Annotated in this window: 24 protein-coding genes and 1 pseudogene; 8 read left to right on the forward strand and 17 right to left on the reverse strand. The window is 60.6% G+C overall.

All coding sequences use genetic code 11. The features are described from left to right. Positions 1–82 precede the first annotated feature (82 nt). Both AC1DIJ_RS02595 and AC1DIJ_RS02600 read right to left on the reverse strand, forming a co-directional pair. A complete protein-coding gene (locus AC1DIJ_RS02595; RefSeq protein ID WP_112388758.1) occupies positions 83–1,813 on the reverse strand; it encodes a methyl-accepting chemotaxis protein in 1,731 nt (576 codons plus the stop codon). A gap of 217 nt (positions 1,814–2,030) precedes the next feature. Further along, positions 2,031–2,690, reverse strand: a pseudogene (locus tag AC1DIJ_RS02600) (amino acid ABC transporter ATP-binding protein); the annotation flags it as partial. 218 nt (positions 2,691–2,908) lie between these two features. Between AC1DIJ_RS02600 and AC1DIJ_RS02605 the strand changes: the two are divergent. Next, complete coding sequence (locus AC1DIJ_RS02605) at positions 2,909–3,904, forward strand: type I glyceraldehyde-3-phosphate dehydrogenase (RefSeq protein ID WP_112388759.1); 996 nt, start codon at positions 2,909–2,911, stop codon at positions 3,902–3,904. 243 nt (positions 3,905–4,147) lie between these two features. Further along, positions 4,148–4,438, forward strand: a complete 291-nt coding sequence (locus AC1DIJ_RS02610) for a hypothetical protein (RefSeq protein WP_477831170.1) — start codon at positions 4,148–4,150, stop codon at positions 4,436–4,438. Between the two features lie 67 nt (positions 4,439–4,505). Here AC1DIJ_RS02610 and AC1DIJ_RS02615 read toward each other — a convergent pair whose 3' ends face one another. From AC1DIJ_RS02615 to AC1DIJ_RS02625, 3 genes are read right to left on the reverse strand one after another with little or no spacing between them, the layout of a single operon-like run. Further along, positions 4,506–5,654, reverse strand: a complete 1,149-nt coding sequence (locus AC1DIJ_RS02615; RefSeq protein WP_112444410.1) for a M20 aminoacylase family protein — start codon at positions 5,652–5,654, stop codon at positions 4,506–4,508. Between the two features lie 49 nt (positions 5,655–5,703). After that, positions 5,704–6,804, reverse strand: coding sequence for a branched-chain amino acid ABC transporter substrate-binding protein (locus AC1DIJ_RS02620; RefSeq protein ID WP_112388761.1), 1,101 nt, complete (start codon positions 6,802–6,804; stop codon positions 5,704–5,706). 12 nt (positions 6,805–6,816) lie between these two features. Then, positions 6,817–7,878, reverse strand: coding sequence for a pyridoxal-phosphate dependent enzyme (locus AC1DIJ_RS02625; RefSeq protein ID WP_112388762.1), 1,062 nt, complete (start codon positions 7,876–7,878; stop codon positions 6,817–6,819). Positions 7,879–7,962: 84 nt separating this feature from the next. Between AC1DIJ_RS02625 and AC1DIJ_RS02630 the strand changes: the two genes are divergently transcribed. The 3 genes from AC1DIJ_RS02630 to AC1DIJ_RS02640 all read left to right on the forward strand — a co-directional run bounded on the left by AC1DIJ_RS02630 (position 7,963) and on the right by AC1DIJ_RS02640 (position 10,339). Beyond that, entirely contained in the window at positions 7,963–8,451 is a 489-nt protein-coding gene (locus tag AC1DIJ_RS02630; protein ID WP_112388763.1) for an Lrp/AsnC family transcriptional regulator, read from the forward strand. Between the two features lie 153 nt (positions 8,452–8,604). Next, positions 8,605–9,000: a type 1 glutamine amidotransferase family protein gene (locus AC1DIJ_RS02635; protein WP_310290686.1), complete on the forward strand. Its 396-nt coding sequence runs from the start codon at positions 8,605–8,607 to the stop codon at positions 8,998–9,000. A gap of 136 nt (positions 9,001–9,136) precedes the next feature. Further along, positions 9,137–10,339: an ROK family transcriptional regulator gene (locus AC1DIJ_RS02640; protein WP_112388764.1), complete on the forward strand. Its 1,203-nt coding sequence runs from the start codon at positions 9,137–9,139 to the stop codon at positions 10,337–10,339. A gap of 5 nt (positions 10,340–10,344) precedes the next feature. Here the strand turns inward: AC1DIJ_RS02640 and AC1DIJ_RS02645 are convergent, their stop codons facing one another. The 7 genes from AC1DIJ_RS02645 to AC1DIJ_RS02675 are packed head-to-tail and all read right to left on the reverse strand — an operon-like array spanning position 10,345 to position 18,204. Next, positions 10,345–12,366 (reverse strand): beta-N-acetylhexosaminidase, encoded by a 2,022-nt coding sequence (locus AC1DIJ_RS02645; protein WP_112388765.1) that lies wholly within the window; start codon positions 12,364–12,366, stop codon positions 10,345–10,347. A 16-nt stretch (positions 12,367–12,382) separates the two neighbouring features. Next, positions 12,383–12,859, reverse strand: coding sequence for a GNAT family N-acetyltransferase (locus tag AC1DIJ_RS02650; protein WP_112388766.1), 477 nt, complete (start codon positions 12,857–12,859; stop codon positions 12,383–12,385). 12 nt (positions 12,860–12,871) lie between these two features. Then, entirely contained in the window at positions 12,872–13,804 is a 933-nt protein-coding gene (locus AC1DIJ_RS02655; RefSeq protein WP_112388767.1) for an ABC transporter ATP-binding protein, read from the reverse strand. Then, on the reverse strand, positions 13,801–14,616 hold the full coding sequence (locus AC1DIJ_RS02660) for an ABC transporter ATP-binding protein (protein ID WP_112388768.1): 816 nt from the start codon (positions 14,614–14,616) through the stop codon (positions 13,801–13,803). The genes AC1DIJ_RS02655 and AC1DIJ_RS02660 overlap by 4 nt, the downstream gene beginning before the upstream one ends. Beyond that, a complete protein-coding gene (locus tag AC1DIJ_RS02665; RefSeq protein WP_112388769.1) occupies positions 14,613–15,515 on the reverse strand; it encodes an ABC transporter permease in 903 nt (300 codons plus the stop codon). Before AC1DIJ_RS02665 ends, AC1DIJ_RS02660 begins: the two co-directional genes overlap by 4 nt. After that, on the reverse strand, positions 15,515–16,495 hold the full coding sequence (locus tag AC1DIJ_RS02670) for an ABC transporter permease (protein WP_112388770.1): 981 nt from the start codon (positions 16,493–16,495) through the stop codon (positions 15,515–15,517). Before AC1DIJ_RS02670 ends, AC1DIJ_RS02665 begins: the two co-directional genes overlap by 1 nt. A gap of 20 nt (positions 16,496–16,515) precedes the next feature. Beyond that, positions 16,516–18,204: an ABC transporter substrate-binding protein gene (locus AC1DIJ_RS02675; RefSeq protein ID WP_112388771.1), complete on the reverse strand. Its 1,689-nt coding sequence runs from the start codon at positions 18,202–18,204 to the stop codon at positions 16,516–16,518. On the opposite strand from AC1DIJ_RS02675, the gene AC1DIJ_RS02680 reads away from it, so the two are divergent. Both AC1DIJ_RS02680 and AC1DIJ_RS02685 read left to right on the forward strand, forming a co-directional pair. Continuing rightward, positions 18,203–18,355, forward strand: coding sequence for a hypothetical protein (locus AC1DIJ_RS02680; RefSeq protein WP_162698700.1), 153 nt, complete (start codon positions 18,203–18,205; stop codon positions 18,353–18,355). The genes AC1DIJ_RS02675 and AC1DIJ_RS02680 overlap by 2 nt on opposite strands. A gap of 218 nt (positions 18,356–18,573) precedes the next feature. After that, positions 18,574–19,404 carry an inositol monophosphatase family protein gene (locus AC1DIJ_RS02685; RefSeq protein WP_112388772.1) on the forward strand — a complete coding sequence of 277 codons (831 nt, stop codon included), beginning with the start codon at positions 18,574–18,576 and terminating at the stop codon, positions 19,402–19,404. On the opposite strand, the gene AC1DIJ_RS02690 is transcribed toward AC1DIJ_RS02685, so the two are convergent. From AC1DIJ_RS02690 to AC1DIJ_RS02710, 5 genes are read right to left on the reverse strand one after another with little or no spacing between them, the layout of a single operon-like run. Then, the gene (locus AC1DIJ_RS02690; protein ID WP_112388773.1) at positions 19,401–20,249 is read right to left on the reverse strand and encodes a glycerophosphodiester phosphodiesterase; all 849 of its coding nucleotides are present in this window, start codon (positions 20,247–20,249) and stop codon (positions 19,401–19,403) included. The two genes, AC1DIJ_RS02685 and AC1DIJ_RS02690, sit on opposite strands and share 4 nt — an antisense overlap. After that, positions 20,242–21,318 (reverse strand): ABC transporter ATP-binding protein, encoded by a 1,077-nt coding sequence (locus AC1DIJ_RS02695; RefSeq protein WP_112388774.1) that lies wholly within the window; start codon positions 21,316–21,318, stop codon positions 20,242–20,244. Before AC1DIJ_RS02695 ends, AC1DIJ_RS02690 begins: the two co-directional genes overlap by 8 nt. A gap of 33 nt (positions 21,319–21,351) precedes the next feature. Continuing rightward, positions 21,352–22,182 carry an ABC transporter permease gene (locus tag AC1DIJ_RS02700; RefSeq protein ID WP_112388775.1) on the reverse strand — a complete coding sequence of 277 codons (831 nt, stop codon included), beginning with the start codon at positions 22,180–22,182 and terminating at the stop codon, positions 21,352–21,354. Next, positions 22,179–23,069, reverse strand: a complete 891-nt coding sequence (locus AC1DIJ_RS02705; protein ID WP_112388776.1) for an ABC transporter permease — start codon at positions 23,067–23,069, stop codon at positions 22,179–22,181. The genes AC1DIJ_RS02700 and AC1DIJ_RS02705 overlap by 4 nt, the downstream gene beginning before the upstream one ends. Beyond that, on the reverse strand, positions 23,069–24,214 hold the full coding sequence (locus AC1DIJ_RS02710) for an extracellular solute-binding protein (protein WP_112388777.1): 1,146 nt from the start codon (positions 24,212–24,214) through the stop codon (positions 23,069–23,071). Before AC1DIJ_RS02710 ends, AC1DIJ_RS02705 begins: the two co-directional genes overlap by 1 nt. A gap of 345 nt (positions 24,215–24,559) precedes the next feature. Between AC1DIJ_RS02710 and AC1DIJ_RS02715 the strand changes: the two genes are divergently transcribed. Next, positions 24,560–25,600, forward strand: coding sequence for an aldo/keto reductase (locus AC1DIJ_RS02715; RefSeq protein WP_112388778.1), 1,041 nt, complete (start codon positions 24,560–24,562; stop codon positions 25,598–25,600). Position 25,601: the final 1 nt, after the last annotated feature.

Raw genomic sequence — 25,601 nt, forward strand, 5'->3', positions numbered from 1 at the left:
GACACAGCTGATCTCCGAGCGAAACACGCCGCGGAGATTAGGCCTATCCAGCCAGCTGGCAAGTCATCCAATCGAAGGCGGGTCAGGCGGCCGAACGGCTGGTCTGCGGGTTCCGGGGCCCCTGATAGTTCGATTTGACCGAAGAGCCGTCGTCGCGCATCACCGCACGGCGGTTCAGCTTGAAGAGGCTGACGAGCTGCGACAGCGCATCGGCGCCGAGCGCCAAGGTGCTGCTGATCGCCGTCGTGCGCGCACTCATCGCCGCATTTTCGCGCGTCATCTGGTCGAGCCGCTCGACTGCCTTGCTGATATCGCCAAGCCCCGCCGTCTGCTCGTCGGCCGCATGGGCAATTCTGTCGACATTGCCGTCGATCCGTTTGACGAGAACGTCGATCTGCTTCAGTGCCTCGCCGGTCTCACCGACCAGCCGGACGCCTTCGAGCACCTCGGTGCCGGAATTGTTGATCAGTGCCTTGATTTCCTTCGCCGCATTCGCCGAGCGCTGGGCAAGCTCGCGCACTTCTTGAGCAACGACGGCAAAGCCCTTGCCGGCCTCGCCGGCGCGCGCCGCTTCTACACCGGCGTTCAGCGCCAGAAGGTTCGTCTGGAAGGCGATCTCGTCAATCACGCCGATGATCTGGCTGATCTCACGGGAGGCCGCCTCGATGCGCTGCATCGCGTTGACGGTCTGCTCCACAACTTTGGTCGAGGCTGCGGTCGAAGCCCGTGCACTTTGAACAAGCTGCCGGGTCTCCTTGGTGTTTTCCGATGACGAGCGGACGGTGGCAGTGATCTCGCCGAGTGCCGCCGTCGTCTCCTCAAGGGCTGCTGCCTGCTCACGGGAGCGTTCGGCAAGATGCTCGGAAGCCTCGCGCACCTCCTGGCTGCTCTTGCTGAGATCACCGGTCTGGCCGAGAACATTGACCAGCGTCTTCTGGAACTCGCCGATCGACTTGTTGAAGTCGCGGCGCAGCCGTTCGAATTCACCAACGAAGGGCTTGTCGAGCGTAACGCGGATATTGCACTGCGACAGCCGTTCGAGCGCCGCGCCAAGCTCTTCCACCGCATCCATCCGGTCAGTCACGTCGATCGCAAACTTGACGACCTTGAAGACCTCGCCCTTGTGGTCGATGATCGGATTGTAGGACGCCTGAATGAAGACGCGCTTGCCATCCTTGCCAAGCCGCATGAACTGCCCGGTGGAGAATTTACCCGAGCGCAGTTCGGCCCAGAAATCCCGGTATTCCTGCGATTGGGCGTAGCCCGCCTCACAGAACATCGCATGATGCTTGCCGATGATCTCGGACGCCTCGTAGCCAAGCGCGCCGAGGAAATTCTCGTTGGCCTTCAGGATCGTGCCATCGGGTGTGAACTCGATGACGGCCTGCGCACGCGACAGCGCCGCCAGCTTTCCTTCGTCTTCGGCGCTCTTGCGCTTGATCGCGGTGATATCGGTGGCGATCTTCACCACCTTGTAGGGCTTGCCGCGGCGGAAGACCGGATTGTAGGAGGCTTCGATCCAGATTTCCTGGCCATTCTTCGCCAGACGCCGGTACTGGCCCTGATCATACTCTCCGCGCGCCAGCTTTGCCCAGAACGCCTTGTATTCCGTCGATGCTGCCTCATCGCGCAGCACGAACATGCTGTGATGGCGGCCGACGATCTCGGAGCGCGGGTAACCGACAGCTTTGCAAAAATTCTCGTTGGCAGTCAGGATGTTGCCAGAAAGATCGAACTCGATGATGGCTTGCGAGCGGCTCAGCGCCTCAAGCACGGACGACGCATCAAAACCGAGTTTCGGAAAGCTGGACATGTTTCAGTGACCCCACGATTACCGGCATCGGGACGATCCTGAACCGCCCGCCTTGCGCCCTCGCGAAACACTATCCGGACACCGTTAATTAGATATTAAGCATATCTGAAGTGGTGATTTTTACGGGCGGCTATCCCGCGCCGGGCGCCGATCCGCGTCAGGGTTGCGGAGCCGGTGTGCCCGATGACCTCATACGTGACCTGCGCCGCACACTCGTCTAATGCAGGATCTGGCTGAGGAACAGCTTGGTACGCTCGTGCTGCGGATTGTCGAAGAACTCAGCCGGCGAATTCTGTTCGACGATCTGGCCCTGGTCCATGAAGATGACGCGGTTGGCGACCTGGCGGGAAAAGCCCATTTCGTGGGTTACGCAGAGCATGGTCATGCCTTCTTCGGCCTGACTGACCATCGTAGCCAACACTTCCTTGACCATCTCAGGATCGAGCGCCGAGGTCGGCTCGCCGAACAGCATGATCTTCGGATTCATGCAGAGCGAACGGGCGATCGCCACGCGCTGCTGCTGGCCGCCGGAGAGCTGGCCCGGATATTTGTTGGCCTGTTACGGAATCTTGACGCGCTTCAGGAAGTGCATGGCGACTTCTTCCGCCTGCTTCTTCGGCATCTTGCGCACCCAGATCGGCGCCAGCGTGCAGTTTTCCAGGATCGTCAGGTGCGGGAAGAGGTTAAAGTGCTGGAACACCATGCCGACTTCGCGGCGCACTTCGTCGATCTTCTTCAGGTCGTTGGTAAGCTCGGTGCCATCGACGACGATCTGACCCTTCTGGTGCTCTTCCAGACGGTTGATGCAACGGATCATCGTCGACTTGCCGGAGCCAGACGGGCCGGCGATGACGATGCGCTCGCCACGCATAACCCTGTATAGCAAGTGTTTTTTGTCGATAAAAAACCAGAAACATCTTAAGCTTATGCGATCGTTACGAAAAATAGGACCTGCCTCTGATCGGTCAGGCGGCGGCTCCTCACCCGTCCAAGCGATCGCCGCGGCGCTTGGAAGCAGTAGCAGCGACCGCCTTGATATTGCGCATCGCTCACGGTTGTCATAGGCCTCATCACATAATCGCAGGAGCCCAGCGCGTGACGAAACAGAAGCCGAAAATTGCTATCAATGGCTTTGGCCGCATCGGCCGCTCTGTTCTTCGCATCCTGCTGAAAGAGCGCCGCGATATCGAGGTCGTCCTCGTCAACGACATCGCTCCGCTGGAAAGCTGCGCCTACCTGTTCCAGTATGACAGCGTCTTCGGCCCATGGCCGGAGGACGTGGTGGCCGAGGCTCGCGCGTTGCGGATCGGCGAGCGTTCGATACCTTTCCACAACGAGCGGGATATTCGCGCCCTCGATCTATCGCACGTCGATATTTTCCTCGAATGCACCGGCCAGCCTTATACCCGCGATTACGTCTCCCGGGCGCTAGAGGCCGGCGCAAAGCGTGTCCTGATTTCGGGTCCGGCGGAATCTGCCGACGCGACGGTGGTGCTTGGCGCCAACGAAGAGATGATTGCCGGCCACAAGATCATATCCAATGCATCATGCACCACGAACGCGCTGGCACCCCTGCTGAAGACTGTCGATGACCTCTTCGGCATCACTGGCGGGCAGATGACGACGGTTCATTGCTATACCGGAAGCCAGCCGACCGTCGACCAGCCGCGGGACGATTTTGCACGCAGCCGCGCGGCAGCCCTCTCTATGGTGCCGACGAGCACCAGCGCCCACAAGCTGGTTGGCAAAGTCCTGCCATCCCTCGCCGGAAAGATCGAAGCCCGGGCCATCCGCGTTCCGACCGCAAGCGTCTCGGCGATCGACCTGACGGTGTCGCTGGAGAAGGCGCCGACCCTAGCCGAAGCCCGCGAACGCTTCAAGGGCGCAATCGCCACGTCGCCCGTCATCGGCTGGATCGAAAAGCCGCTCGTATCCGTCGATCTGCGCGCCCGGCCGGAATCGCTGGTCGTCTCAGGACCGGAACTCTCGGTTTCCGCTGGCGGCCTTCTGCGGGTTTTTGGCTGGTACGACAATGAATGGGGCTTTGCCAACCGGATGCTCGACGTTGCGGCCCTAATGGCACGGTCGTAGCGCGGCGAAATGAGAGAGACGATAGCAATGCCGTATCCGAGGTCATTCAGGGCCATATCCGCAGTGGCCGCGACCCTGTCCCTGTTGTGGGCACCAGCGCTGTTGGCGCAGGAGGCATCGTCCGGTTCGAACTGGTCCAAGGACCCGACCAGCCGCTGCGAATTCATTTCCCCCATCTCTCTGACTGCAGGTCCCACCTACTGGACAGGACTATGCACCGCGAACAAGGCATCCGGACTTGGCATGCTGCGACGGCGCGACGGCGATCGCGCCGGTCCTGCCTTCTATGGCGAAATGAAAGCAGGCGTGCCTGTCATCGGTGTGATCGATCATGATGGTTATCGCGTTGGCCGCTTCAACGATGGCGATATCGGTGGCGATGCCAATCTCAAACCGCAGGTTCGGATCGATGCGTTCCGCGCGGCGGCAAAGGCAGCGCGAGCGGTCGGCTCGCAATATGCCAAGCAGGGCAACGCCGCCTCATCCCGCCACTATGAAAACATTGCCCAGCAACTCGATATGCAGGTGGAATGACCATTCGTTTCGGCGCCGGCATCGACCCTGTCGATGAGAACGCGATTTGCGGCAAGAATTGTGAGCGTTATCGCAGCCGTTGTCTCGCGACGGCAACGAAATATTCAGCCCCTTGCCGAAGCACATTGTCGTTGAAGTCATAGCTGGGATTGTGCAGGGGAGCTGACGTCTCTCCATTGCCGATGAAGGCGAAGTTACCGGGAACTTTCTCCAGGAGCCTGGCGAAATCTTCGGAGGCGGCGATAGGCGCAATATCGTCTTCCACCGCCCCAGGTCCGAAAACGGAGGCGGCAGCCTCCAGTGCAACGCGCGTTTGCTCGGATGTGTTGACGAGTGGAACGAACTCACGGCCGTAGTCGATCGATGCCGAACAACCATAGGCCGAAGCAGTCCCATCAACGATCTGGCGCATACGGCGCTCAATCTCCGCGCTGACCTCAGACCGCATGCTACGCGCGTCGCCGAGTATGGTTGCGGTACCCGGGAGAGCGTTACGTGTACCGTCGGCAATAAGTTCAGTGACCGATACAACCGCCATATCTGCGGGGTCGAGCCGTCGAGAAACGATCGTCTGCAGGTTCACAACGAGCGCACAGGCTGCAACCAGCACTTCATTGGTATGGTGCGGTCGCGCCGCGTGGCCGCCTGTTCCGTCCAGCCTTATCTCGAATATGTCCTCGGCGGCCATGATTGAGCCAATTCGCGTCGCGAACCGGCCCACCGGCATACCCGGCATGTTGTGGATGCCGTAGACTTCGGAAAAAGGGAACCGGGCCATGAGGCCGTCGTCCAGCATTGAAAGAGCGCCCCTGCCCCATTCCTCAGCCGGCTGAAAGACGAAGCGAACCGTGCCGTCGAAGCCACCCTCTTCTGCCAGGATACGGGCAGCACCAAGTAGCATTGCGACATGTCCGTCATGGCCACAGGCGTGCATCGTGCCTAAGGCTTGCGACCGGTAGGGAAGGTCGCTCCTCTCGCTGATCCGAAGCGCATCCATGTCGGCACGAAGCGCGATGGCGCGCTTTCCGGTTCCCAGCGTCAAACTGCCGACAACGCCGGTTTTTCCAACGCCTTCTATGACCTGGATGCCCCATGAACGAAGTTTCTCGGCGACGAACGCTGCCGTGTTGATTTCTTCAAAGCCGAATTCGGGATTGCGGTGCAGGTGATGCCGCCATTCGATCATCTCCCTCTCGATTGTCTCGAACCTGTTCATAGTCCACTCCCGAGCAAGAGGGCGCCGCTGGAGCGGCGCCCGGACAAGATCATTCGGCATTCTTTTGCTCGAACTTGCCACCCTTCAGTTCGTAGAAGACGAAGTCCAGCCGCGTGATATCGCCCTTCTCGTTGTAGGAGAGAGGGCCTATGACGGTATCGACTTTCAGCCCGCCGTGCAGCTTGTCTGCGACAATCTGTGGATCGGCGCTTCCGGCTTCCTTGATGCCGGCTGCAATGACCTGCATCGCCACGTAGCCATAGAGCGTGAAGCCTTCCGGATCGATCTTCTTCCCGGCAAAGCGCTTCACAACCTCCGCAGCCGCGGGGTTTTGACGTGCATCGGGGCCGAAGGTAATCAATGTGCCGTCGGCTTCCGGCCCGGCGATAGCCGCGAATTCACCCGAGAACATCGCGTCTCCGCCGATCATCGGGGTCTTGACCCCTTGATCACGCAATTGACGAAGAATGAGACCTCCCTCGGTGTAGACGCCGCCGAAATAGACGACATCAGCCTTGGTCTCTTTGATCTTGGCGATCAGGGCCGAGAAATCCTTGTCGCCGACAGTGATACCCTCGTAGCCAGTCTCGGTCAGGCCGCCGGCATTGATCGATTTCTTTACCTCTTCGGCAAGACCCTGACCGTAGGGCGTCTTGTCGTGAACGATGAAGACATTCTTGCCGGTGAAATTCTTGATCAGATAGTTCCCTGCGACGGTCCCTTGCTGGTCGTCACGCCCACAGGTGCGAAAGGTGTTCCAGAGCCCGCGTTCCGTGAGCTTGGGATTTGTGGATGCCGGAGTGATCTGGAACATGCCGTTCTCGGCATAGACATCCGAGGCAGGGATTGAGGCACCGGAATTCTGATGCCCGATGACGAATTTTATGCCGGATGCCGCAAGCCGATTGGCGACCGAGACGGCCTGCTTGGGATCGCCACCGTCATCTTCCGTCTGCAGCAAGATCTTTTCGCCGAGAATTCCACCCGCGGCATTGATATCCTCGATCGCCTGCTTGACGCCATTGAGGTTCTGTTCGCCAACAGCGGCGCTGCCGCCTGTGACCGGGCCGGCCCAGCCGATGGTCATATCCGCCAATGCCGGCGTGGCCAGCACGCCCGCAATCGTCGCGGCAATTATTATGCTTTTCATGTCATTCCCCTTTTAGGTTTCTTCGTTGAGAGGTCCTTCGGTCACGAACAACAGCACGCGGCTCGAAGCGTCGAGTTCAAGGCGGACTGCCATTTCGGGATTTGCAATGGCTCGGCGAAGCCCGGCGAGACCGGCTGCGCCCGACGGCGTGGTCGGGGGGCCGCCAGCGGCTTCCAGCAAGAGTGGTTCGTTGGTGAGACGATCCTCTTCAACGGTCACAACGTCGATAAACCCGGCCATCAGTTTCAATGCCGGCCGGCTTGCCTCGCCGCAGGCAAGCATCGTTGCGGACGTTGTCAGATCGCCAGGCACCCGCTCGACATTGCCTGTGCGGATTGCCACATCGACACATGCCGCTGTCGCGGGTTCTACGACGACAATCCTTGCCGGTTGCGCGAGCCAGTCCTTGAGGCCTGTCGTCATTGCCGCCGCGAGACCGCCGACACCGGCCTGGATAAAAAGATGCGTCGGACGCAGCCCTTCCCCAATCTGCTCTTTGATTTCCTGGGGGATCACGCCATAGCCTGCGATCACGTCGCTCACGATCGGGTCATCGGGATCGGAGGAGGTGTCGGCCACCAGAATGCCGGCACCGTCTTTGGCCGCCTTCTTTGCCGCGTCGACAGCGTCGTCATAGGTTCCATCGATGTCGACGATCTCCGCACCCATCTCAACGATGCGATCACGGCGGGCGCGAGAGACGTCGGGGTAGAGGAAGATGCGGGCGCGGCTGCCAGCAAAACGAGCGGCGGCGGCAACGGCCAGGCCATGGTTTCCAGCACTCGCAGTCAACAGCTGAGGCAGGCGGCCGGCCGGCACTTTGCCCGAAGCAATCGCGGCGAAATCCTCACCGGTAGCCCGCGACAGCGCCCGCAATGCCGCATAGGTTCCTCCAAGTGATTTGAAGCTGCCGAGTGTTCTAGCTCCCTCGTCCTTGAGGAAGACCGCACCCAGCCCATGGGCAGCTGCGAGCTCCGGCAAGGCAATCAGCGGTGTCGCGGCATATCCCGGCGCAAGGGCATGCAGGCGGGTCTGGATAATGTGAGCGTCTTCGATCGGCAGGTTCTTTGTCATGCGGAAATGCTACTGCGTTATGCGCGCTGAGTTTCGCCGAAATTCCTTGCACCTTACCGGTTTCAGGCGATATTCTCCCTATTCATGACGGAAACCGCTACCCTCGATTCATTCGATCTCTCTTTGCTGAAGCTGGTGCAGGTCAACAACCTGATGCCGGCCCGCATGCTCGCCGAAAAAGTTGGCCTTTCGGAAAGCGCGGTGTTGCGCAGGCTTCGCCAGATGCGGGCGAATGGGACGATTGCCGCCGATGTCGCGATCGTACGGCCGGCGTCGATGGGATTTCCACTGACAATTCACGTTCTCGTTTCGCTGGAGCGCGAGGCCGGTAGCGAACTCGAGGCGTTCATCAGGAAGATCAAAAAGCGGCCGGAGGTTCGGCAGGCCAACTACGTGACCGGTGAGGCTGATTTCATTCTGATGCTGCAGCTTTCCGGCATGGAGCAATACGACGTCTTCACGCGGGAAGTGTTCCACGAAGACGGCAACGTGAAATCGTTCACGACGCTGGTTACGATCCGCGATGTCGTCAACCCTATGGATGCGGTCCTTGCTCGAGGCATCGACCGATAAATCAAGGCGCCGCTCACACCGCGGTGCCCCCTCGAAGTATAACTCCGCGGACCACTGCCACTCACCTGCTCGCCAAAAGGCGGATCTAGAGGCGGTTTCGGCGGTGTAGTGATACGCGGCCAATATGCACGATAAGAACCCGGCAAGATCCTGGTGAGCTTCCATGAGACCGGCCGTCCCACCGGGATCATCTGCCACGGTCCGATCGTTCTGCTTTCGGCACTCCCGCATCCGGATGCCTTCATCGCCTCGATGATCACAGGTGACGGCAAGGCAAGCTCGCTCACCACCGGCTGGCCTTATGCCGGTTATCGCGCGACGATCTTCTTGACCGGCGAAGAGCAGGCGCTCGAAGGCCCGAACGGCCTCGGTGGCAACGTTCAGTTCTACCTGGTCAATGCTCTGGCCGAAGCCAGCGCACGCGTGGAACCGATCGCCAACTGGCATAGCAACGTCGTCGTCGATCGCGAACTGATCACCGGCCAGCAGCCGATGTCGGCGCCAGAATTCGGCGACGCTCTCGTCGCAAAGCTGAATGACAAGCAGTAGTCACGTCGAAAGCGGACCGCCGGGTCAATTCGGCGGTCCCAAACCCATACTTTAAGTCGCGTCCAAGCTCAAAAAAGCGCTTTCCCCGGGGCTTGTCTCATGGGAAAGGTAACGCTGCATTTGCGACGAAAGATCCATGAAAACAATATCGGGCACCAACCTTGAGCAAGCGAAATTCCATAACCGCCGGGTTGTGATCGAGGCGATCCGCAGCAGTGGACCGCTGTCCCGGGCGGCGATCGCGCGGATGACCGCGCTGACCACGCAAACGGTGTCCAACATTGTCGAGGAACTGGCGCGCTCTCACCTTTTGATTTCCGGCGAGCCGCAGAAGACAGCGCGCGGACAGCCGATCATTCCGTACTCGATCAATCCGCAGGGCGCCTATTCGATCGGCCTTGAGCTCGGAAGCCAGCGCGCCAGCGGCATTCTGACCGATCTCTCCGGGGCCATCTGCGCCCGCGTCGAGCACAACATCGACCATGCCGATCCGGAGAAGGCAATTCCTGTCCTTGAGGGCGTCGTCGCCGAGCTTCAGGGAGCATTCGCGTTTGACCGCCGCCGCCTTCTCGGGATCGGCATGGCACTTCCCGGGCGCTATGCCGACGGAGGGGTGACCACGCTCAGCCCGCAAAATCTGCCGGGGTGGCAGCGCTTCCCCGTTGGACGCGAGCTTGAAGACCGTCTGGGCTTGCCGGTGCTCATCGAGAACGATGCGGCGGCAGCGGCGATCGGCGAGCGCCTTCACGGCGTCGCCCGCGGCTTCAACAGTTTCGTCTATCTCTACCTTGCCCGCGACGGTGGCATCGGTGCCGGCATGTTTCTCGACGGCCATCTCTACAAGGGCAGCCGCTACAATGCAGGCGAAATCGGCCATATCGTCGTCGAACGCAACGGCAGGCCCTGCCCCTGCGGCAAACGTGGTTGCCTCGACCGCTATGTGTCGCCGTCGGTCGCCTATGAATTCATGGGCATCGGCAATGCAGGCGAGCTTTCGACCGACGAACTCGACGAACGGGTGAGAGCCGGCGGCAAAGGTCTTGAGGACTGGCTGGCGCTGGCGGTCGAGCCCTTGCGGCAGACAATCGACTTTCTTGAGCTTGCCTTCGACCCGCAGACGATCGTTCTCGGCGGCAGCATATCGACGCTGATGATGCAGCGGCTGGCCGACTGCCTGGCGCCCCTACCCGTGCCGATCGATCCCGATGAGATAAGGACCGTGCCGCGCGTCACCATCGGCACGACCGGGAAGGATACGGCCATTCTCGGCGCCGCAGCCCTCCCGATCTTTTCCGAAACGAACCCCCGTTTCGACGTGCTGCAGAAGCCGCTGGGCTAGCGGCTTCAGGCTTGCTGGATGCCGTAGAGAAGCGGCATCAATCCCGCGAGCGCCCGGAACCGCTCCCAGGATTTCGCCTCCGGTCTCGTCCAGCCGTTTTCAGCGAGGGCCGAAAGCCTTGGAAAGACCAGGCGATCGAAGACGGCCCGGTCGGTCATCGGTTCAGACCAGATGCAGGCCTGTATCCCGCGAAGCATGTTCCTTTGCGCGTCCGTCCATCCCTCGACCGGATCGAACTGGTACAGCTTTTCAGCGTCGGACGTCCCCGCCCAGTTGGCGCCCGGCTCGTCCCAATCTGGCCTGAGTGCCATATCGAGATAGTAGACCTGGCCGGGGCAAACCACGATTTCGTAGCCTTGCGCGGCGAGTTCAGCCGCCACTTCGACATTTCTCCAGCTGCAGAGATAGCTGCGCGATTTGTCGATGACGTCTCCATGGGCTGCTTCTTCCCAGCCCCCGGTGGTGCATCCGTTGGCGGCCAGGAAGCGCTGCGCCCGCTGCAGAAATTCGGCCTGCAGCACCGCGGTACCCGACCCAGAAATATCGTCGGCGCCATGGTCGTTGGTAATGACGTTCAGCCGTTCCGCATGCCTGTCGGCGATCTCGTCACCGGCGAGTGAACGCAACCTTGCCAGTGCCTGCGGAGAACCGGACCAGGCGCCGAGCGGAACCTCGTCGGCACCGATGTGGATGATCTTCGAAGGGAACAGGTCGATGAGTTCGGAGAGAATGGTCTCAACGATCTCGTAGGTCTCTTCCCTTGCCGGATTGAGGCAATTGTCCGGAAAGCCCTGGACGGAATAGTAGCTGCCCATCTCGTCCGGATCGCGCAGTTCCGGAATGGCAAGCTGCATCGCATAGCAATGGCCCGGCATGTCGATCTCCGGAACGACGGTTATGCCGAACGACGAGGCGAGCGAAACGATCTCTCGTACCGCAGCCTTGGTGTAGAACCCGCCCGTTCGAGCCGGGCTGGAGCCGAGGAGCGGCGGAATTGCCAGCCCGTGGCCGCGCCAGGCGCCAATCTCCGTCAGAGCCGGATAGGCGTCGATCTCCACGCGCCACGCTTCATCATCCGACAAATGCCAGTGGAAATGGTTGAGCTTGTTCCACGCCAGCACCGCGAGCAGCTTTTTGATTTCTGCAGCGCCGTAGAATTGTCTGGCAACATCGAGATGCAACCCGCGCCAGGCCATTTGCGGCTCGTCGGTGATTTCGCCGGACCCCGGAAAATGGAAGACCTGCGGATGCAGCCTTGCGCCCCGCCAAATCTGACCAAGCGTGATGAGGCCGTAGAGAAAACCGGTCCGGCCGGCCGCCTCGACCTCGACGCTGCTGCCCCGAAAGCGGATACGGTAGCTTTCCGGCCCCGGGAGATCTGCTGCTGTCAGCAAGACAGGCATGCCTCCCTCGGCAGCCGGTCTCACCATCCCCTCGACGGCAAACAGCCGCTCCACCAGCGCCGTGAAATTTTCTGCCGCGGCCTCTGCTTCGGCATTGGAAGCCTGCAGGGCAAAGCCTGCAGGCAACGGCATGCGGGCGCCAACCGAGACTTTGCTGGGCCACGGAATAATGGAAACGGGAACAGACACCTGGGCAGGCACCGGAAAGATCTCTGCGCCACGCTTGAGCGGCGCGTTGCTGGCCGACGACCGTGTCGGTTCGCATTCAAGCGTGATGATGCGCCCGTCATCAAGAGCCAGATAGGCGTTGGTCGCACCGTCCGTCCAGTGCTGGAATTGCCAGCTCAGCGCAAAAACAGAGATCGACCAGGTGTCTCCCTGGGCAAGCACGAAGCCTTCAGGCGGACGGAATTCCGTAAAGTTCGAGAGACGTTTGGAAACCACCGCACCTTCGACCCGGCCAGCCGGATCGACACGTCCCGGCCCGCTGACACAGAGGGCGAAGTTGGTCAGCGGTTCGCCTCCCATGTGCTTCAGGCGAAGTGCATAGGAGAACTCTGCGTTGCCGGAAGGCGGATTCCATATGGTCTCCAGCCGCAGGGCGGAGCGTTGAGGTGCGGACATGGCTATTCCTTTGGGTTCAGTGGTCAGTTTTGAGCATGCCGGCATAAATGCCGGGCTCGGAATTCGGGATCGGCGTTGCCGCAACGGCCTTCTCGTAAAACGCGGACGGCCCGACGTCGCCGATGATCGCATAGGCATATCCCAGCGACTTAAGGTCGGTCAGGCTGGCAAACAGGAGAGCACGGCCGATTCCAAGACCGCGCGCATTTTCATCAACGCCGGTTGGGCCGAAAAAGCCGCGGGCCGTGGCCTCGTGGCAGGCAAAGCCGATCAGCGCGCCGTCGCGCGTCGCGATAAAGCAGGTGGGCGGCTGGCGGGTCATGGCGACTGTTGCTTCGCTGGCCCAGCCCGCTCCAAATTTGTCCTCGATCCAGCCTGTGATCAGCTTGAGCTCGGGCGGCAAGGCGCGCCTGATTGTCACCTTGGCCTCCGTCATGGCGGTTTGTGACGTGTTGTCGGCAGGCAAGGCCGACAGGTTGACGAGATAATCCATTCTAGTTTGGCCTTACTGAGCTGTGTTGCCGGGCATTCGGACAAAGTGGTTCGCGCCCACCTGATCGATCGCTGCCGACGCTGGGCGGCTGAGGCTGCGGACCTTTTCCGCCTGTTCAAGAAAGCGCGCACTTCCGCCGGTCACGAACGGCCTGCCGCCATCGGGCACGGCAGAAAGCAGCAGCCGGGTGTAGGGATGATGCGGCTGGCCAAGCACAGCTGCCGTATCGCCCCATTCAACCATCTGCCCCGCAAACATCACGACGATTTCCTCGGCAACGCTGGCCGCGGTGGCGATATCATGGGTGATGTAAAGCAGGGCCAGATCATTTTGCTTTTTGACGCGCGCCAGGAGGTCGAGAATGTCCTTGCGAATAGAGACATCGAGCATCGACGTCGGTTCATCGGCAACGAGCACGCTCGGTTGAACGGCAAGCGCCCGGGCGATGTTGACGCGCTGGCGCTGACCGCCCGAAAGCTCGTGCGGAAACTTCCGGCGCGAGACTGCCGGGTCGAGCCCGACGCTTTCAAGCAGTGCCCCGATACGCTCGTCCAGCACCTGCTTTGAAAGACCGTGCTGGTGAAGTTCGAGCGGCCGCGACAGATGATGGTTCACGCTGAAGGCGGGATTCAGGGAGGAAAACGGATCCTGAAACACCATCTGGACATCCTTGCGGTAGCGCCGCTCCTCCTTCGGGGTACCGCGAAGCGTCAGATCCTGCCCCCGAAAGAGCAGCTTGCCGCCAGAGGGTCTGTCCAGGCGGGCGATGATCCGCGCGCAGGTGGTCTTGCCGCATCCGGATTCGCCGACAAGCGCCAGAGCCCGTCCCGGATAGAGGGAGAAACTGATGTCCCTCAAAGCCTGGATCGGGCCGAAATGCCTGTTGATGCTTTCAAGCCGGATATGCGGCAAAGCTGCGGTGGATATGCTCGGCTCGGCTCTCATGCTGTAACTCCGGAAGACAGGTCATGGACGGGAAGCTGCGGGATCGCGTTCCATAGCTTGCGCGTGTATTCGTGCTTCGGCGCCGTGCTGACCTGATGGACATCGCCGACCTCGACCAGCTCGCCTTTCAGCATCACTCCGATGCGCTGACACAGCTGCGCCATCAAATGCAGGTCGTGCGTGATGAACAGCACCGAGAAACCATGAGTTCTCTGCAGATCGACGACCTGCTCGAGGATCTCGCGCTGGACGACGACATCGAGCGCTGTCGTCGGCTCATCCATAATGATCAGTTCGGGCTGGAGGGCCAGACATATGGCGATGACGATGCGCTGACGCATGCCGCCTGAAAACTGATGCGGATAGTCGGCAATGCGATGGGGCGGTATGCCCACCAGCCGGAACATCTCCTCGCCGCGTGCCCTCGACTGGTCGCGCGAACATCCGGTATGCCTGAAGAGCACGTCATGAAACTGCGCTTCGACCCGCATCAGGGGGTTAAGCGAGTTCATCGCACTCTGGAACACCATACCGACGCGCTTCCAGCGGATCTTCTGGAGCTCGCGCTCGCTCAGGCGCAACAGATCTTCTCCACCCAGCCTGATGCTGCCGCTTGTGATCCACGCAGGCGCCTTGGAGAGCCGGGTGATCGCATAGGCAATCGTGCTCTTGCCGCACCCGGACTCGCCAGCAAGCCCAAAGATCTCTCCCTTGCCGATGTTGAAAGAGACGTCGTTGACGGCGCGGAACTCGCCTTTGTCGACCAGATAGTCGATGTTGAGATGCTCGATTTCCAGCAGATTGTCGCTCATCGGCGTGCCTCCAGTTCGCGATTGCGGGCACGATTGAGGCGGAACCACCGAGCAAGGGCGGGGCCTGAGCGCAGTTGCGGATTCGCGATCTCATCGAATGTGAAGTTGAGAAGCGCCAGTCCGAGACCGGTCAGCGCAATCCCGGCCGCCGGAACGCCGACGTCCCACCACGCACCCACCATGATCGCCGACGCGTTCTGCGCGTTGTAGAGCATCGTGCCCCAGGAGACCTTCAGGGGATCGCCGAAACCCAGATATTCCAGCGTCGTCTGTGCGACGACAGCATAGATGATGCTCCCGACCAGATTGATACCGATGAGGGGCGCCAGATTGGGCAGGATCTCGACGAAGATGATCCGCCATGCCGGCTCGCCGATCATTTTCGACGCTGTCACGAAATCACGGTTTCTGATCGACATGGTCTGCGACCGCGTCATTCTTGCACCCCATGGCCACGATGTCAGAGCGATGATCATCATGATCGTCATCGGACCGACCGTTCCCGCGAATGAGGCAAGCAGGATCAGCAACGGCATGTTCGGGACGACGAGAACGGCATTGGTTGCAAGATCGAGGGCGGCGTCGGTTTTTCCGCCGGCATATCCGGCAACAAGACCGATACCGGTGCCGATGACGGTGATCGCGATGCCGGTGGCAAACCCGACCGAAAGCGAGCTTCGCGCACCCCAGACAAACTGGCGATAGACATCGCGCCCCATCTTCGTGGTGCCAAGAACGTGTTCCATCGACGGGGGCTGATGGGAGCGGCCGACACGCGCGCCGGGTTCGCCCGGCGCAATAAGCGGAGCAAGCAGCGCGATCGCCCAGATGGCCGCGACGATAATCAATCCGGCAACGGCCTTGCGCTGGCGAAGGATGGCCCCAAGGGTGAAGCTCATTAGTTTGCCTCCCGCAGTCGTGGGTCGATCGATCCATAGAGAATGTCGACGAGAAAATTGGCGCCGAGAGTGGCAAGCGTCATCAGGAGCAGCTGGCCCTGAATGACCGGATAGTCACGCGCGATACTCGCGGTGTAGAGGGTCAATCCGAGCCCCGGGTAGTTGAAGACGATCTCAGTGACGATCGATCCACCGAAGACCGCGCCGATCATCAGTGCCAGATTGGTAAGAACGGGAAGCATCGCGTTGCGGGCGCCGTATCCGAACATCACGGCACGGTGGCTGAGGCCCTTGGCACGCCCCATCGTGACGTAGTCTTCGCCAAGCACCGAGATCATCGCCGAACGCATCGTCGTCTGAAATTCACCGATGAGAAACGGCGACAGCGTCAGTACCGGCAGAATGGCGTGAACGAGCACGCTGCCTGCAAAGGTGAAGTCGAAACCCGGATCCAGGTTCGGATCATAGGCATAGCCAACCGGAAACCAGCGAAGCGAAACACCAAAGATGAAAAGCGTGGTCAATGCGATGATGACGGGAGGGACGGAGATCATCACGACCGAAAGGGGCGAGACGATCGTGTCAAACCGGCCGCCGCGCCGCCATGCGGCGACAGCGCCGAGAACCACCCCCACACATAGCGAAAAGAGAATGGCGGTGACGACCAGAAAGATTGTCCAGATGGTGGCTCTGCCCAAAACCTGAACAACCGTTTGCGGATAGTATTTGACCGACACGCCAAGATCCAGCGTGGCCAACCCCTTCAGATAGTCGGCGAACTGGCTCATCATCGGGGCATCGACCGCGCCAAAGCGAGCCTTGATCGCTGCCACGGCTGCCGGCGTGGCGCGTGGCCCCAGCTGGGCCACCATGGCGTCGACGGGGCTCCCCGGCATAAGCCGGGGAAGGATGAAGTTCATCAACACGGCGAACGCCAGAGCGACCGCATAGACGCCGAGGCGCCGGCTCGAAATGCGCATATCCTCTATCCCTGGCCGGCTTATTGAACCGGCTTGAGACGCAGGAGATGCATCAGACGCATCCGGTTGTTGTCATGATCTTCCGGGTTCATGACCGGATCCTTGTCCGTCACCCAGCCGGTAAAGCGCTTGCTGGAGAACTGATACCAGGTGGGACCGTTGAACACAGGTACGACCGGGAAGTCATCGGCGACCAGAAGCTGGATGTCGTTGAAAATCTTCTTGTGGTCATCATCGGTCGTGGCCTTCAGATACTGACTGAAGAGCGCGTCCAGCTTCGGATTCGAATAGCGGGAAGGCGCGCCGGTGATGCGTCCGGCATAGGCTGTCGAGAGGCTTTGATAGTAGCCGCGGAACGGCGTCGCCCCGTCGGCACGCGAGTTCATGACCACCTCGAAACTTCCGTCAAGGATCTGCTTGCGCCACTGCTCGTATTCGGGCGTGGCGACGGACGCATTGATGCCGATGGCGCGAAGTCCCTCGACGGCGATCTGGACCGCGTCAATCCAATCGGTCCAGCCGTTTGGAACGATGACCGGAAACGCGATCGCCTTGCCTGTTGGCGTCGTCCGGAAGCCATCGGCGCCCTTCTTGAAGCCCGCGTCATCAAGGACCTTGTTGGCCTTCTCCGTGTCGAAGCCCATGAAGGCGTCCTTATCGCCTTCCGCGGCCTTGTTGCGCCAGCTTTCGAAGCGCGGCGGCAGGCCGCTGGCATGAAGGTTTACCACCGGATAGCCGAACCCGGCGATATCCACCATCGACGGCCGATCCATGGCGAGGCTGAATGCGTGACGGAAATTGATGTCCTTGTAAGCCTCGAGATTGCCCTCGTTGGCGCTCTTGAAGTTCATCTGGAAGGCGACCGTCTCGGCCGGCGGCTGCCAATAGCCGTTATGATCCGGATCGAGTGCTACGAAGGTTTTCTTGATTTCCGGAATGAACGATCCAATCCAGTCCATATTGCCTTCCGGCAGGATCGCCAGCATCTGATCGTTGCCGGAGATCTGCGGTAGCCGGATGCAATCCACATGAAGGGACGCCGCATCCCAGTAATTCGGATTGCGGCATTGCTCGTAAACCTGCGGCGTGAACCGGCGCAGCTCGGTGAGAGGCCCGGATCCGATCGGCTTTTCATTCTTGAATGCGACCGGGTCGGAAACATCCTTCCAGACATGCTCAGGAACGACGGCCAGATCTGCCAGCGACTCAGGGAAATCGGAGTTGACGTCCTTCAGATTGATGCGGACTTCGGTCGGTGATGGCGCCTCAACGGATGCGACAGTCTCGCCGACACCGACCGTATCGAGAGCCGCGTTCTTCAGCATCAGATCGATCGTATACTTGACATCAGACGAGGTCAGCGGCTGACCGTCCGACCATTTCAGCCCAGGACGCAGTTCATAGGTGATAGACTTGAGGTCATCTGAGAATTTGAAGCTCGTCGCCAGCCGCCATACCGGCTTGCCACCGTCCTCGGCGTTGAAAATGACAAGTGGCTCATAGATGAAATCCATCGTGCTCTGCCGGCGCCCGGCGAGGTCGAACGGATTGAAATTCTGCACCCAGCTCGTCTGCTCTTCAATGTGCATTGTCAGGACCGCCTCGGCGCTGAATGCACTCGAGGCGCCGAACAAGGCGATATAGGCAGCCGTCGTCGCCCAGCCCGCCTTCGCGATAAAATTGCGATACCCAATTCCAGTGATGTTCATGAAGGTTCCCTCTTTTTTATTTGCACTCAATCAAATTGATTTAATAATGGATATCGATCTTGGCGATGCCGGTCAATCTGTGAAAATCAGAAATTTGGGTTTGAAAATGCGCCCGCCGGAAAGCCTTCATTTCTTTCACGAAACGGCATAGAGGCGGAGGTGTGGGCTGCCCGGACGCCGGCGTCGTCTGCGCACAGAATGTGGATCGCGAAGGCAATTTCCGCGTCATTGCCGATCGTCCATCAGAACCGAATAGTTCAAGGTCGCCAAGTTCCTTCACGGGCGACATCGCAGGCGTTTCGTCATAAAAGCGTAATGTGCCTTTGCGATGCCTCAGGTCTCCAAATGTGAATCACTTTCCAGGTTTCCATGACAATTCCCGACGTTGCCGACCGACTCCATCCCGCGGCATCCAGCCGTCTCAGGCTCTTGGCAGAAGCCGTTTTCAAGGCCGGCACGCTCGCCCGTTCCTCCCTGAAACGCCGCCGTGTCAACGAGATGCTGGCGAAGGCTCCCAGAGACTATCAGACGGAGATCGACGTCGCGGTTGAGCGGATCATTGTCGACGAGATGGTCAGGGCATTTCCGGATTACGCCATCCAGGGCGAAGAGGCCGTCGGCAATCGCGACGCCGGCCCGGATACGCCAGTGATCTACATCGATCCGATCGATGGCACGACGAATTATGCGTGGGGAATACCCCATTTCGGCATGACCATCTCGATTGCCGAACATGGCAAGGTCGTCGCCGGCGTCGTCTACGACGCGATGCTGGACGAGCTCTTCAGCGCCGAAGCCGGACAGGGTGCCTATCTCAACGGCGAGAAGATCAGCTGCATCAACAATGGCGATATCGAGAATGTCCTGATCGGAGCCGGCCTTCCCGTTCCCGGCCAGGTCAAGGCGGTCAGGAAGGAAACCTATCTCTCGGCATTGCAGCGGCTGATGGATGAGACGGCCGGCGTGAGGCGGCTCGGCTCGGCGGCGCTCTCGATCGCCTATGTGGCCTGCGGCCGCCTCGATGGCTTCTTCGAGGATGGCCTGTCGCTGCACGACTACGGCGCCTCGGCATTGCTTGTCGAAGAGGCAGGCGGCAATGTCTCCGCCTTCTCGGGTGGCCCGGTAACGGCGAATGGCGATATCCTTGCGGCCAACGCCGCGGTCCACGCCTGGCTGGTTGACGGCTTCCGCGAAGGCTAGTGGCCGGAGGTGATCAGCGTCTCAAGGCCAACCGGGTCATCGGTGGTGATCTGGTCGGCCTTCAGCGCCAACAGGCGGCGAACATCGGGCAAGACATCGGGGATGGCGCGATTGATCGTATAGGCGTCGATCGTCCGGCCTTCCTGATGAAATGCGCCGATCATGTCGAAACCCGCTGCATCGGCAAACAGCACCAGCTTGTGATGCAGATAGATCATCGTGGCCTTTGGCGAGGCCGCAAGCGCGCCAGCGACGAAGCCCGCGAAATCGCGGTTTTCCATCAGCCGCTCGATTGCGCCGTCATGGCATGGGTCGTAGCCGACAGGCATATCGGGGACAGCGCGCGACAGGCGCTCCACGGCCACGGCGTCGCCGCCTGACAGAATGACGGATTTAGCCACCGGCGCGATCGCCCTCGCAAAGGCAGCAACGTCGGCTTCGCTGATGCGGACAGAATATTCCTTCAGATCCAGTTGCAGGACCGCATCCGGATGGCAATCGATCTCCTGCAGCAGACGGCCGAGATCATCGATCAGCATGACCGGATGACCGGTCGGCTGGCCTTCGTGGTCGCGGAGATAGAGGCTGTGGAGATAGTCGGCCGAGGCATCGGCGACAGCGCCCTCGCCCGTCGTCGCCGGATGCAGCACGTCGTCGTGCAGGACAGCAAAGCCATCACCCGCGAAACAGACGAGATCGATCTCGACGCTTGCACCGAGCGCCATGCCCTCGGCAATCCGCTGGCGCGTAAAGGAAATGTCGCCGGCCTGCCGGTGGCCGCGATGCCATTTCAGCCAGGTGAGATGGCCATCCGTCTTGATTGCGACGCCCGTTGTATCAGACATGACCGAACACCTGCTTCTGTCCCTGATGGCCGGCTTGCGGCGATTGATAGACGAGGCCGTTATCGCGGAATGCGAAGTAGGCTGCAACCTTGGGCTCGACCAGACTGCCCTTCGCCCAGTTGGCATCCGGCGCGGTCATCGATTTCAGCCGGCTACCGTCGATGAGATCGATATCGACAAGCTTATGCGTCCCGAAATCGATGGTGCGGTGAACCGACGCTGCTTTCTTCTCTGAGAGAGAAAGCGAAAGCGCCTCGGGCCGGAAGGCGATCTCCACCTCGCCATCGCCGACCGGTACGGCGAGCGGAAAGGCCGGGTGCTCGCTGACGCCGTTCTTGACAGTCGTGCGGACGAAATTCATCGAGCCGATAAACCCGGCGACGAAGGCCGTCTGCGGCTCGCGATAGATGACGTCTGGCGGTGCGATCTGCTCGGTGCCGCCGTCTCGCATGACGACGATGCGGTCGGCAAGCGCTAGCGCCTCGTCCTGACCGTGGGTGACGAACAGCGTGGTGATGCCGAGACGCTGCTGGATGTCCTTGACCTCTTCACGCAGACGCTCGCGCAGATGCTGGTCGAGGCTGGCGAAGGGTTCGTCGAGCAGCAGGATCTTCGGCTCCAGCACCAGCGAACGGGCCAGCGCGACACGCTGCTGCTGGCCGCCGGAAAGCTGCGTGGTCTGGCGCTTGCCGTAGTTGGACAGGCCGACAAGCTGAAGGGCGCCTTCGACGCGGTCGCGGATCTCCGCCTTCTGCAGATGCCGCAGCTTCAGGCCGAAAGCGATGTTGTTGAAGACATCCATATGCGTCCACAAGGCGTGGCTCTGAAACACCATGCCGGTCGGCCGCTTCTCCGGCGGCAGGCCGGTCACGTCCTTGGCGTCGATCAGGATCGAACCGCCCGTCGGGCGCTCGAAGCCGCCGATCATGCGAAGCAGCGTCGACTTGCCGGAGCCGGAGGGGCCGAGAAGGCAGACCAGCTCGCCATCTTCGACATCGAGCGAGAAATCGCGTACGGCGAAGGACGTGCCGAAGCTCTTCGAAACGCCGTTGATCGTCAAACGAGCCATTGAAAGCCTCTCTTCGGGCGGAACCCGATCATATTATGCACCGAAGCCCCGGGCGAATGCACCCGTGCCGATGACGCGGCGGGCAAACATCAAGGCAATGAAGGACGGCACCCACAGCATCACAGAAAGCACAGCGCCGTACTGAACGACGATCTGGTTGTTGATGAAGGTGATCATCAGCACCGGCATGGTGCGGATTTCAGGCGCACCGATCAGCCAGGCGCCTTCGGTTTCGTAGAAGGTGCCGACGAAGGTCAAAAGCAGGGCGGCGGCGATCGTCGGCCCGGCCTGCGGCAGGGTGATCGACCAGAAGACGCGCAGTGGTGCCGCACCTGCGTCCCGCGCCGCCTCTTCCATGCGGCGATCGACATTCTGAAAGGCCGCGACCGGAATCCAGATCATCAGCATCAGTGTGCCGACGAGCTGGATCAGCACGACACCCCAGAAGGTGCTGATTAGCCCCAACTGCAGGAAGATGCCGGCGATCGCCACCAGCAGGCCAAATTTCGGAAAGGCATGCGATGCGAGCAAGGACAGGAAGAGGATGTTGCGGCCCGGAAATTTCATCCGCGCAAAGGCATAGGCCGCCGGAAGGCAGATGATCGCCGAAAGGATGGTGACGGTTGCCGTCAGCCGCAGGCTCAGCGTCAGCGCATCCCAGACATCCGCACGCGACAGCGTCTGATGCCAGAAGCGCAGGCCGAACTGCTGCGGAATGACGGAGGGATAGCGCCAGACCTCGGTAAAGGCCCAGGTGCCGACAACGACCAGCGGCAATGCGATGAACAGCGTCAGAAGGACTGCGAAGCAGATCCCGGTCCAATCGATCCTGGCGCGTGAAGCGGTGTTTTCAACCGGCGTCATCGGCGGCCCTCCCGGTTTCTGGCGATCGAGCGCACGTAGAAAATGCCGAAGACCAGGCAGAAGGCGAAGGAGATAACCGCCTGCGTCAACGCGTTCAGCGGATCGTTCATGTCGGAGAAGGTGCGCTGCATGAACGGCCCCATCATCTCGGGCGAAGCGGGACCGAGAACATAGGGCAGCGTGAAGGACGAGAAGATGCCGAGAACGGCGAAAGATGCGGTCACCAGGAGGGAGTTGCCCATGCGCGGCATGATGATCGAGATGAAGACGCGCAAGGGCTTGGCGCCGACATCACGCGCGGCCTCGATCGAGCTTTTCGAGATGCTGCTGAGCCCGGCCGTCAACATCAGCACGGTCAGCGGCAGGTTGTCCCAGACGAGGCCGATCACCGGCCCCCAGGGTGTCAGATAGGGCGATGGCAGCTTCGGCAGACCGACGGCGTTGAGCAGGATATCGACGGTACCATTCGGGCCGATGGTGCGGATCAGCGCGTAGGAAAGAATGATCGACGGCACGAACATCGGGAAGATTGCAAGCCCCTGCACATAGCCGGCAAGGCGGCCCTGGGAGAAGCGAAGATAAAGCGCAATCGGCAATCCGATGACGACAAGCAGCACGCCGCAGACAAAGGTCGTCCAGAGCGTTACCCAGAGATTGGCAAGGCTGTAGCTGTCGGTGAAGAAGAACTGGTAGGAAGCCAGCGAGAACTGCGAAGTTCCATCCGCCCGGCGCACGAAGATCGTACCCATGACGGCCGAGATGATCGGATAGACGATAAGCCAGCCGAGCAGGAGAATCGGCAGGGCGACCAGAAGCAGCCCCGCCGAGGCACTCTTGGCCGGCGCGCCATCACGCGCCGGCGATTGAACGGGTATCCGTCTGCGCATCAGGTACGGCTGATGTTCGGCGCTACGTTACGGTACCAGCCGTCGTTGATGTTGGTTTCCCAATCGCCACTCGGGAAGGTCGGAATGGTCTTCGGAATGACGTCGGCATACTTCTTGCGAAGGTCGTCCGAAATGTGGTCCCAGGAGACGCCCGGGAAGCCGCCGATCTCAGTGATGATGGATTCCTGGATTTCCTTGCTGAGCAGGAACGAGGCGAGCTTGAGAGCGGCATCCTTATGGGCGCCGTTCGAGAGGACAGTCATGCGCGAGAAACCACCGCAGAGCGCGAGATCGCTTAGCTGGACGAGGCCGGTCGTCTCGGGCAGCACGCCCTGCGAGATTGCCTGCAGAATCTGATCCGACCAGACAGGCGTCATGGTGACGACGCCCTGTGCGAGCAGCTGGATCGACTGCGTGTTGCCGGCGGTGTAGGCGCCCTTTTCGTAGAGCGAGGGAGCGAGATCAGTGAGAAGCTTCCAGGCCGGAGTCAGCGTCTGGTTGGCGTAGTCTGCGGTGAAGTTGTCGACGGTGAACTTGCTGGGGTCGCGGCCATTGGCTTCATGAATGGCGCGGCGGACGAAGTTACCGCCAGAACCGCCCTTGTCGGGACGGTTGTAGATGAACTGGCCGGGGTTGGCCTTGATCCAGGCCGTCAGCTGTTCCCAGGTCTTCGGCGCGTTCTTCGGGTCGAGCTTGGTGGTGTCATAGGCCAGCAGAACCTGCGAGCCGCGATAGGGAAGCGAGTATTCGCTATCGACGCTCAGCGGGTTGACGTGGTCGAAGCCTTCGATGTTCTCGGCCGAGAACTTCACCCAGAGACCGGCGTCGATGCCGCCTGCCGGAAGGCGTGGGTCGAAATGTTCGAAAATGTCTGCCTGCGGATCGGTCTTGGTCTTCAGCGCGGCGAGACCGCGATCGGCGATAGCGCGCAGACCGGTGTTGTCGCCGGCGTCGGTGACCTTGATGGCCAGCTCCGGATGGGCCTTCGAAAACGCCGGAACGACGATGTTGCTCCAGAAATCGATAATGTTGGCGTCAGAGCCACTGTAGAGATCAATCGTCTCTCCAGCTGCAAACGCAAAGCGCGGCATCGCCAGAAGGCCCACCACCGCCGACGAAGTGACTAGAAATTCGCGTCTGTTCATGACCTTCTCCTCTTCCTGGGCCTCATTCCAAGAGGCCTTCGAAAGCCTAGCTATCCGTGGTGGATGACACCCCAATGACAAAAACCCACTTTTTGCACGCCTGTGCATCAATTGGCTTGAGGGATTTGGATTGCGGCTCAGTTACCGATAATATCGCGACATCACCATCATGACCGGCAAACCAGGCGTCGCCGCGCTATCCCAATTCACCCGCAAGATTTCATTCGTCCGGTTACATTGTTGTACGACAAATTATATGCCAGTATGTGATGGCGAGGTAACGCAGGAAGGCGCGAAGCCCCGCATCACATCAGACGATCGAGCGAAGAAGTGTCAGGAAAATAAATGCCAAAACTGGAGAAGAGAAGCGTCAACGCGAATGGGCCTGAGGTTACCGTCATGGGCCTGGGCGGAACCGGCCTAGGCAACATGTACCGCGCGACTGACCCGAAAGTGGCGCATGACACCGTTCACGCTGCTTTCGAGAAGGGCTTGCGCTATTTCGATACGGCGCCGGTCTATGGCTTTGGCCTGGCGGAGACCCGGCTTGGCGAAGCGATCCGCACGCTGCTGCGGAGCGAAATCGTCATCTCGTCCAAAGTCGGCTACGATCTGGTGCCGATCCCCGACAGCGAGGTCAAACCTGTTCTCTGGGACGAGGCGCCGCCTTTTCGCGCCGATTTCGACTATTCACGCGATGCCGTCTTCCGGTCGATCGAGGGCTCACTGAAGCGCCTCGGCACTGATTATATCGACATGCTGGCGATCCACGATCCGGACGAGGCGATCCACTTCGCCAAGGGTGAGGATCCGCGCGCCCGCAGCCGCTTCAGGGAAGCGATGGACGGCGCCTATCCGGCACTCGACGAGCTCAGATCGCAGGGTGTCATCAAGGCGATCGGCGTCGGCATCAACCAGTGGCAGATGCTGTCCGATTTCGTCGAGGCGGGTCAGTTCGACTACTTCCTGCTGGCCGGCCGCTACACGCTTCTGGAACAGGAGCCGCTTGCCACACTGTTTCCCGCCTGCGAGCGCAAGGGCACGAAGCTCGTCATCGGCGGCCCCTACAATTCGGGAATTCTGGCAACCGGCGCCGTCAACGGCGCGACCTTCAATACGCGCAATGCGCCGCAGGAGGTGCTGGATCGCGTTGCCCGGCTGAGCTCCGTCTGCGAAAGCCACAAAGTGCCGCTGGCCGCTGCCGCTCTCCAGTTTCCGCTGGCCCACAAGCTTGTCGTCAGCGTCATACCCGGCGCCCGTTCGGTCGCAGAACTCGAACAGAATCTCGACTATCTCGCGTGGCCGATCCCGGCGGGCCTATGGTCGGATTTGCGCGATCAGGGGCTGATCGATCCGGCAGCGCCGCTACCCGGCGACACGCAGTGAC

Source organism: Rhizobium sp. 10N427 (assembly GCF_056394605.1).

What these genes read in the sequence shown, in the direction of transcription:
- AC1DIJ_RS02680 (WP_162698700.1), top strand. Translation starts at nt 18,203, where the DNA reads ATGAAGGTTCCCTCTTTTTTATTTGCACTCAATCAAATTGATTTAATA.
- AC1DIJ_RS02705 (WP_112388776.1), bottom strand. Translation starts at nt 23,069, where the DNA reads ATGCGCAGACGGATACCCGTTCAATCGCCGGCGCGTGATGGCGCGCCG.
- AC1DIJ_RS02615 (WP_112444410.1), bottom strand. Translation starts at nt 5,654, where the DNA reads ATGAACAGGTTCGAGACAATCGAGAGGGAGATGATCGAATGGCGGCAT.
- AC1DIJ_RS02650 (WP_112388766.1), bottom strand. Translation starts at nt 12,859, where the DNA reads ATGGATTATCTCGTCAACCTGTCGGCCTTGCCTGCCGACAACACGTCA.
- AC1DIJ_RS02660 (WP_112388768.1), bottom strand. Translation starts at nt 14,616, where the DNA reads ATGAGCGACAATCTGCTGGAAATCGAGCATCTCAACATCGACTATCTG.
- AC1DIJ_RS02625 (WP_112388762.1), bottom strand. Translation starts at nt 7,878, where the DNA reads ATGACAAAGAACCTGCCGATCGAAGACGCTCACATTATCCAGACCCGC.
- AC1DIJ_RS02620 (WP_112388761.1), bottom strand. Translation starts at nt 6,804, where the DNA reads ATGAAAAGCATAATAATTGCCGCGACGATTGCGGGCGTGCTGGCCACG.
- AC1DIJ_RS02595 (WP_112388758.1), bottom strand. Translation starts at nt 1,813, where the DNA reads ATGTCCAGCTTTCCGAAACTCGGTTTTGATGCGTCGTCCGTGCTTGAG.
- AC1DIJ_RS02715 (WP_112388778.1), top strand. Translation starts at nt 24,560, where the DNA reads ATGCCAAAACTGGAGAAGAGAAGCGTCAACGCGAATGGGCCTGAGGTT.
- AC1DIJ_RS02700 (WP_112388775.1), bottom strand. Translation starts at nt 22,182, where the DNA reads ATGACGCCGGTTGAAAACACCGCTTCACGCGCCAGGATCGATTGGACC.
- AC1DIJ_RS02640 (WP_112388764.1), top strand. Translation starts at nt 9,137, where the DNA reads ATGAAAACAATATCGGGCACCAACCTTGAGCAAGCGAAATTCCATAAC.
- AC1DIJ_RS02630 (WP_112388763.1), top strand. Translation starts at nt 7,963, where the DNA reads ATGACGGAAACCGCTACCCTCGATTCATTCGATCTCTCTTTGCTGAAG.
- AC1DIJ_RS02645 (WP_112388765.1), bottom strand. Translation starts at nt 12,366, where the DNA reads ATGTCCGCACCTCAACGCTCCGCCCTGCGGCTGGAGACCATATGGAAT.
- AC1DIJ_RS02665 (WP_112388769.1), bottom strand. Translation starts at nt 15,515, where the DNA reads ATGAGCTTCACCCTTGGGGCCATCCTTCGCCAGCGCAAGGCCGTTGCC.
- AC1DIJ_RS02610 (WP_477831170.1), top strand. Translation starts at nt 4,148, where the DNA reads ATGCTGCGACGGCGCGACGGCGATCGCGCCGGTCCTGCCTTCTATGGC.
- AC1DIJ_RS02655 (WP_112388767.1), bottom strand. Translation starts at nt 13,804, where the DNA reads ATGAGAGCCGAGCCGAGCATATCCACCGCAGCTTTGCCGCATATCCGG.
- AC1DIJ_RS02670 (WP_112388770.1), bottom strand. Translation starts at nt 16,495, where the DNA reads ATGCGCATTTCGAGCCGGCGCCTCGGCGTCTATGCGGTCGCTCTGGCG.
- AC1DIJ_RS02675 (WP_112388771.1), bottom strand. Translation starts at nt 18,204, where the DNA reads ATGAACATCACTGGAATTGGGTATCGCAATTTTATCGCGAAGGCGGGC.
- AC1DIJ_RS02685 (WP_112388772.1), top strand. Translation starts at nt 18,574, where the DNA reads ATGACAATTCCCGACGTTGCCGACCGACTCCATCCCGCGGCATCCAGC.
- AC1DIJ_RS02710 (WP_112388777.1), bottom strand. Translation starts at nt 24,214, where the DNA reads ATGAACAGACGCGAATTTCTAGTCACTTCGTCGGCGGTGGTGGGCCTT.
- AC1DIJ_RS02690 (WP_112388773.1), bottom strand. Translation starts at nt 20,249, where the DNA reads ATGTCTGATACAACGGGCGTCGCAATCAAGACGGATGGCCATCTCACC.
- AC1DIJ_RS02695 (WP_112388774.1), bottom strand. Translation starts at nt 21,318, where the DNA reads ATGGCTCGTTTGACGATCAACGGCGTTTCGAAGAGCTTCGGCACGTCC.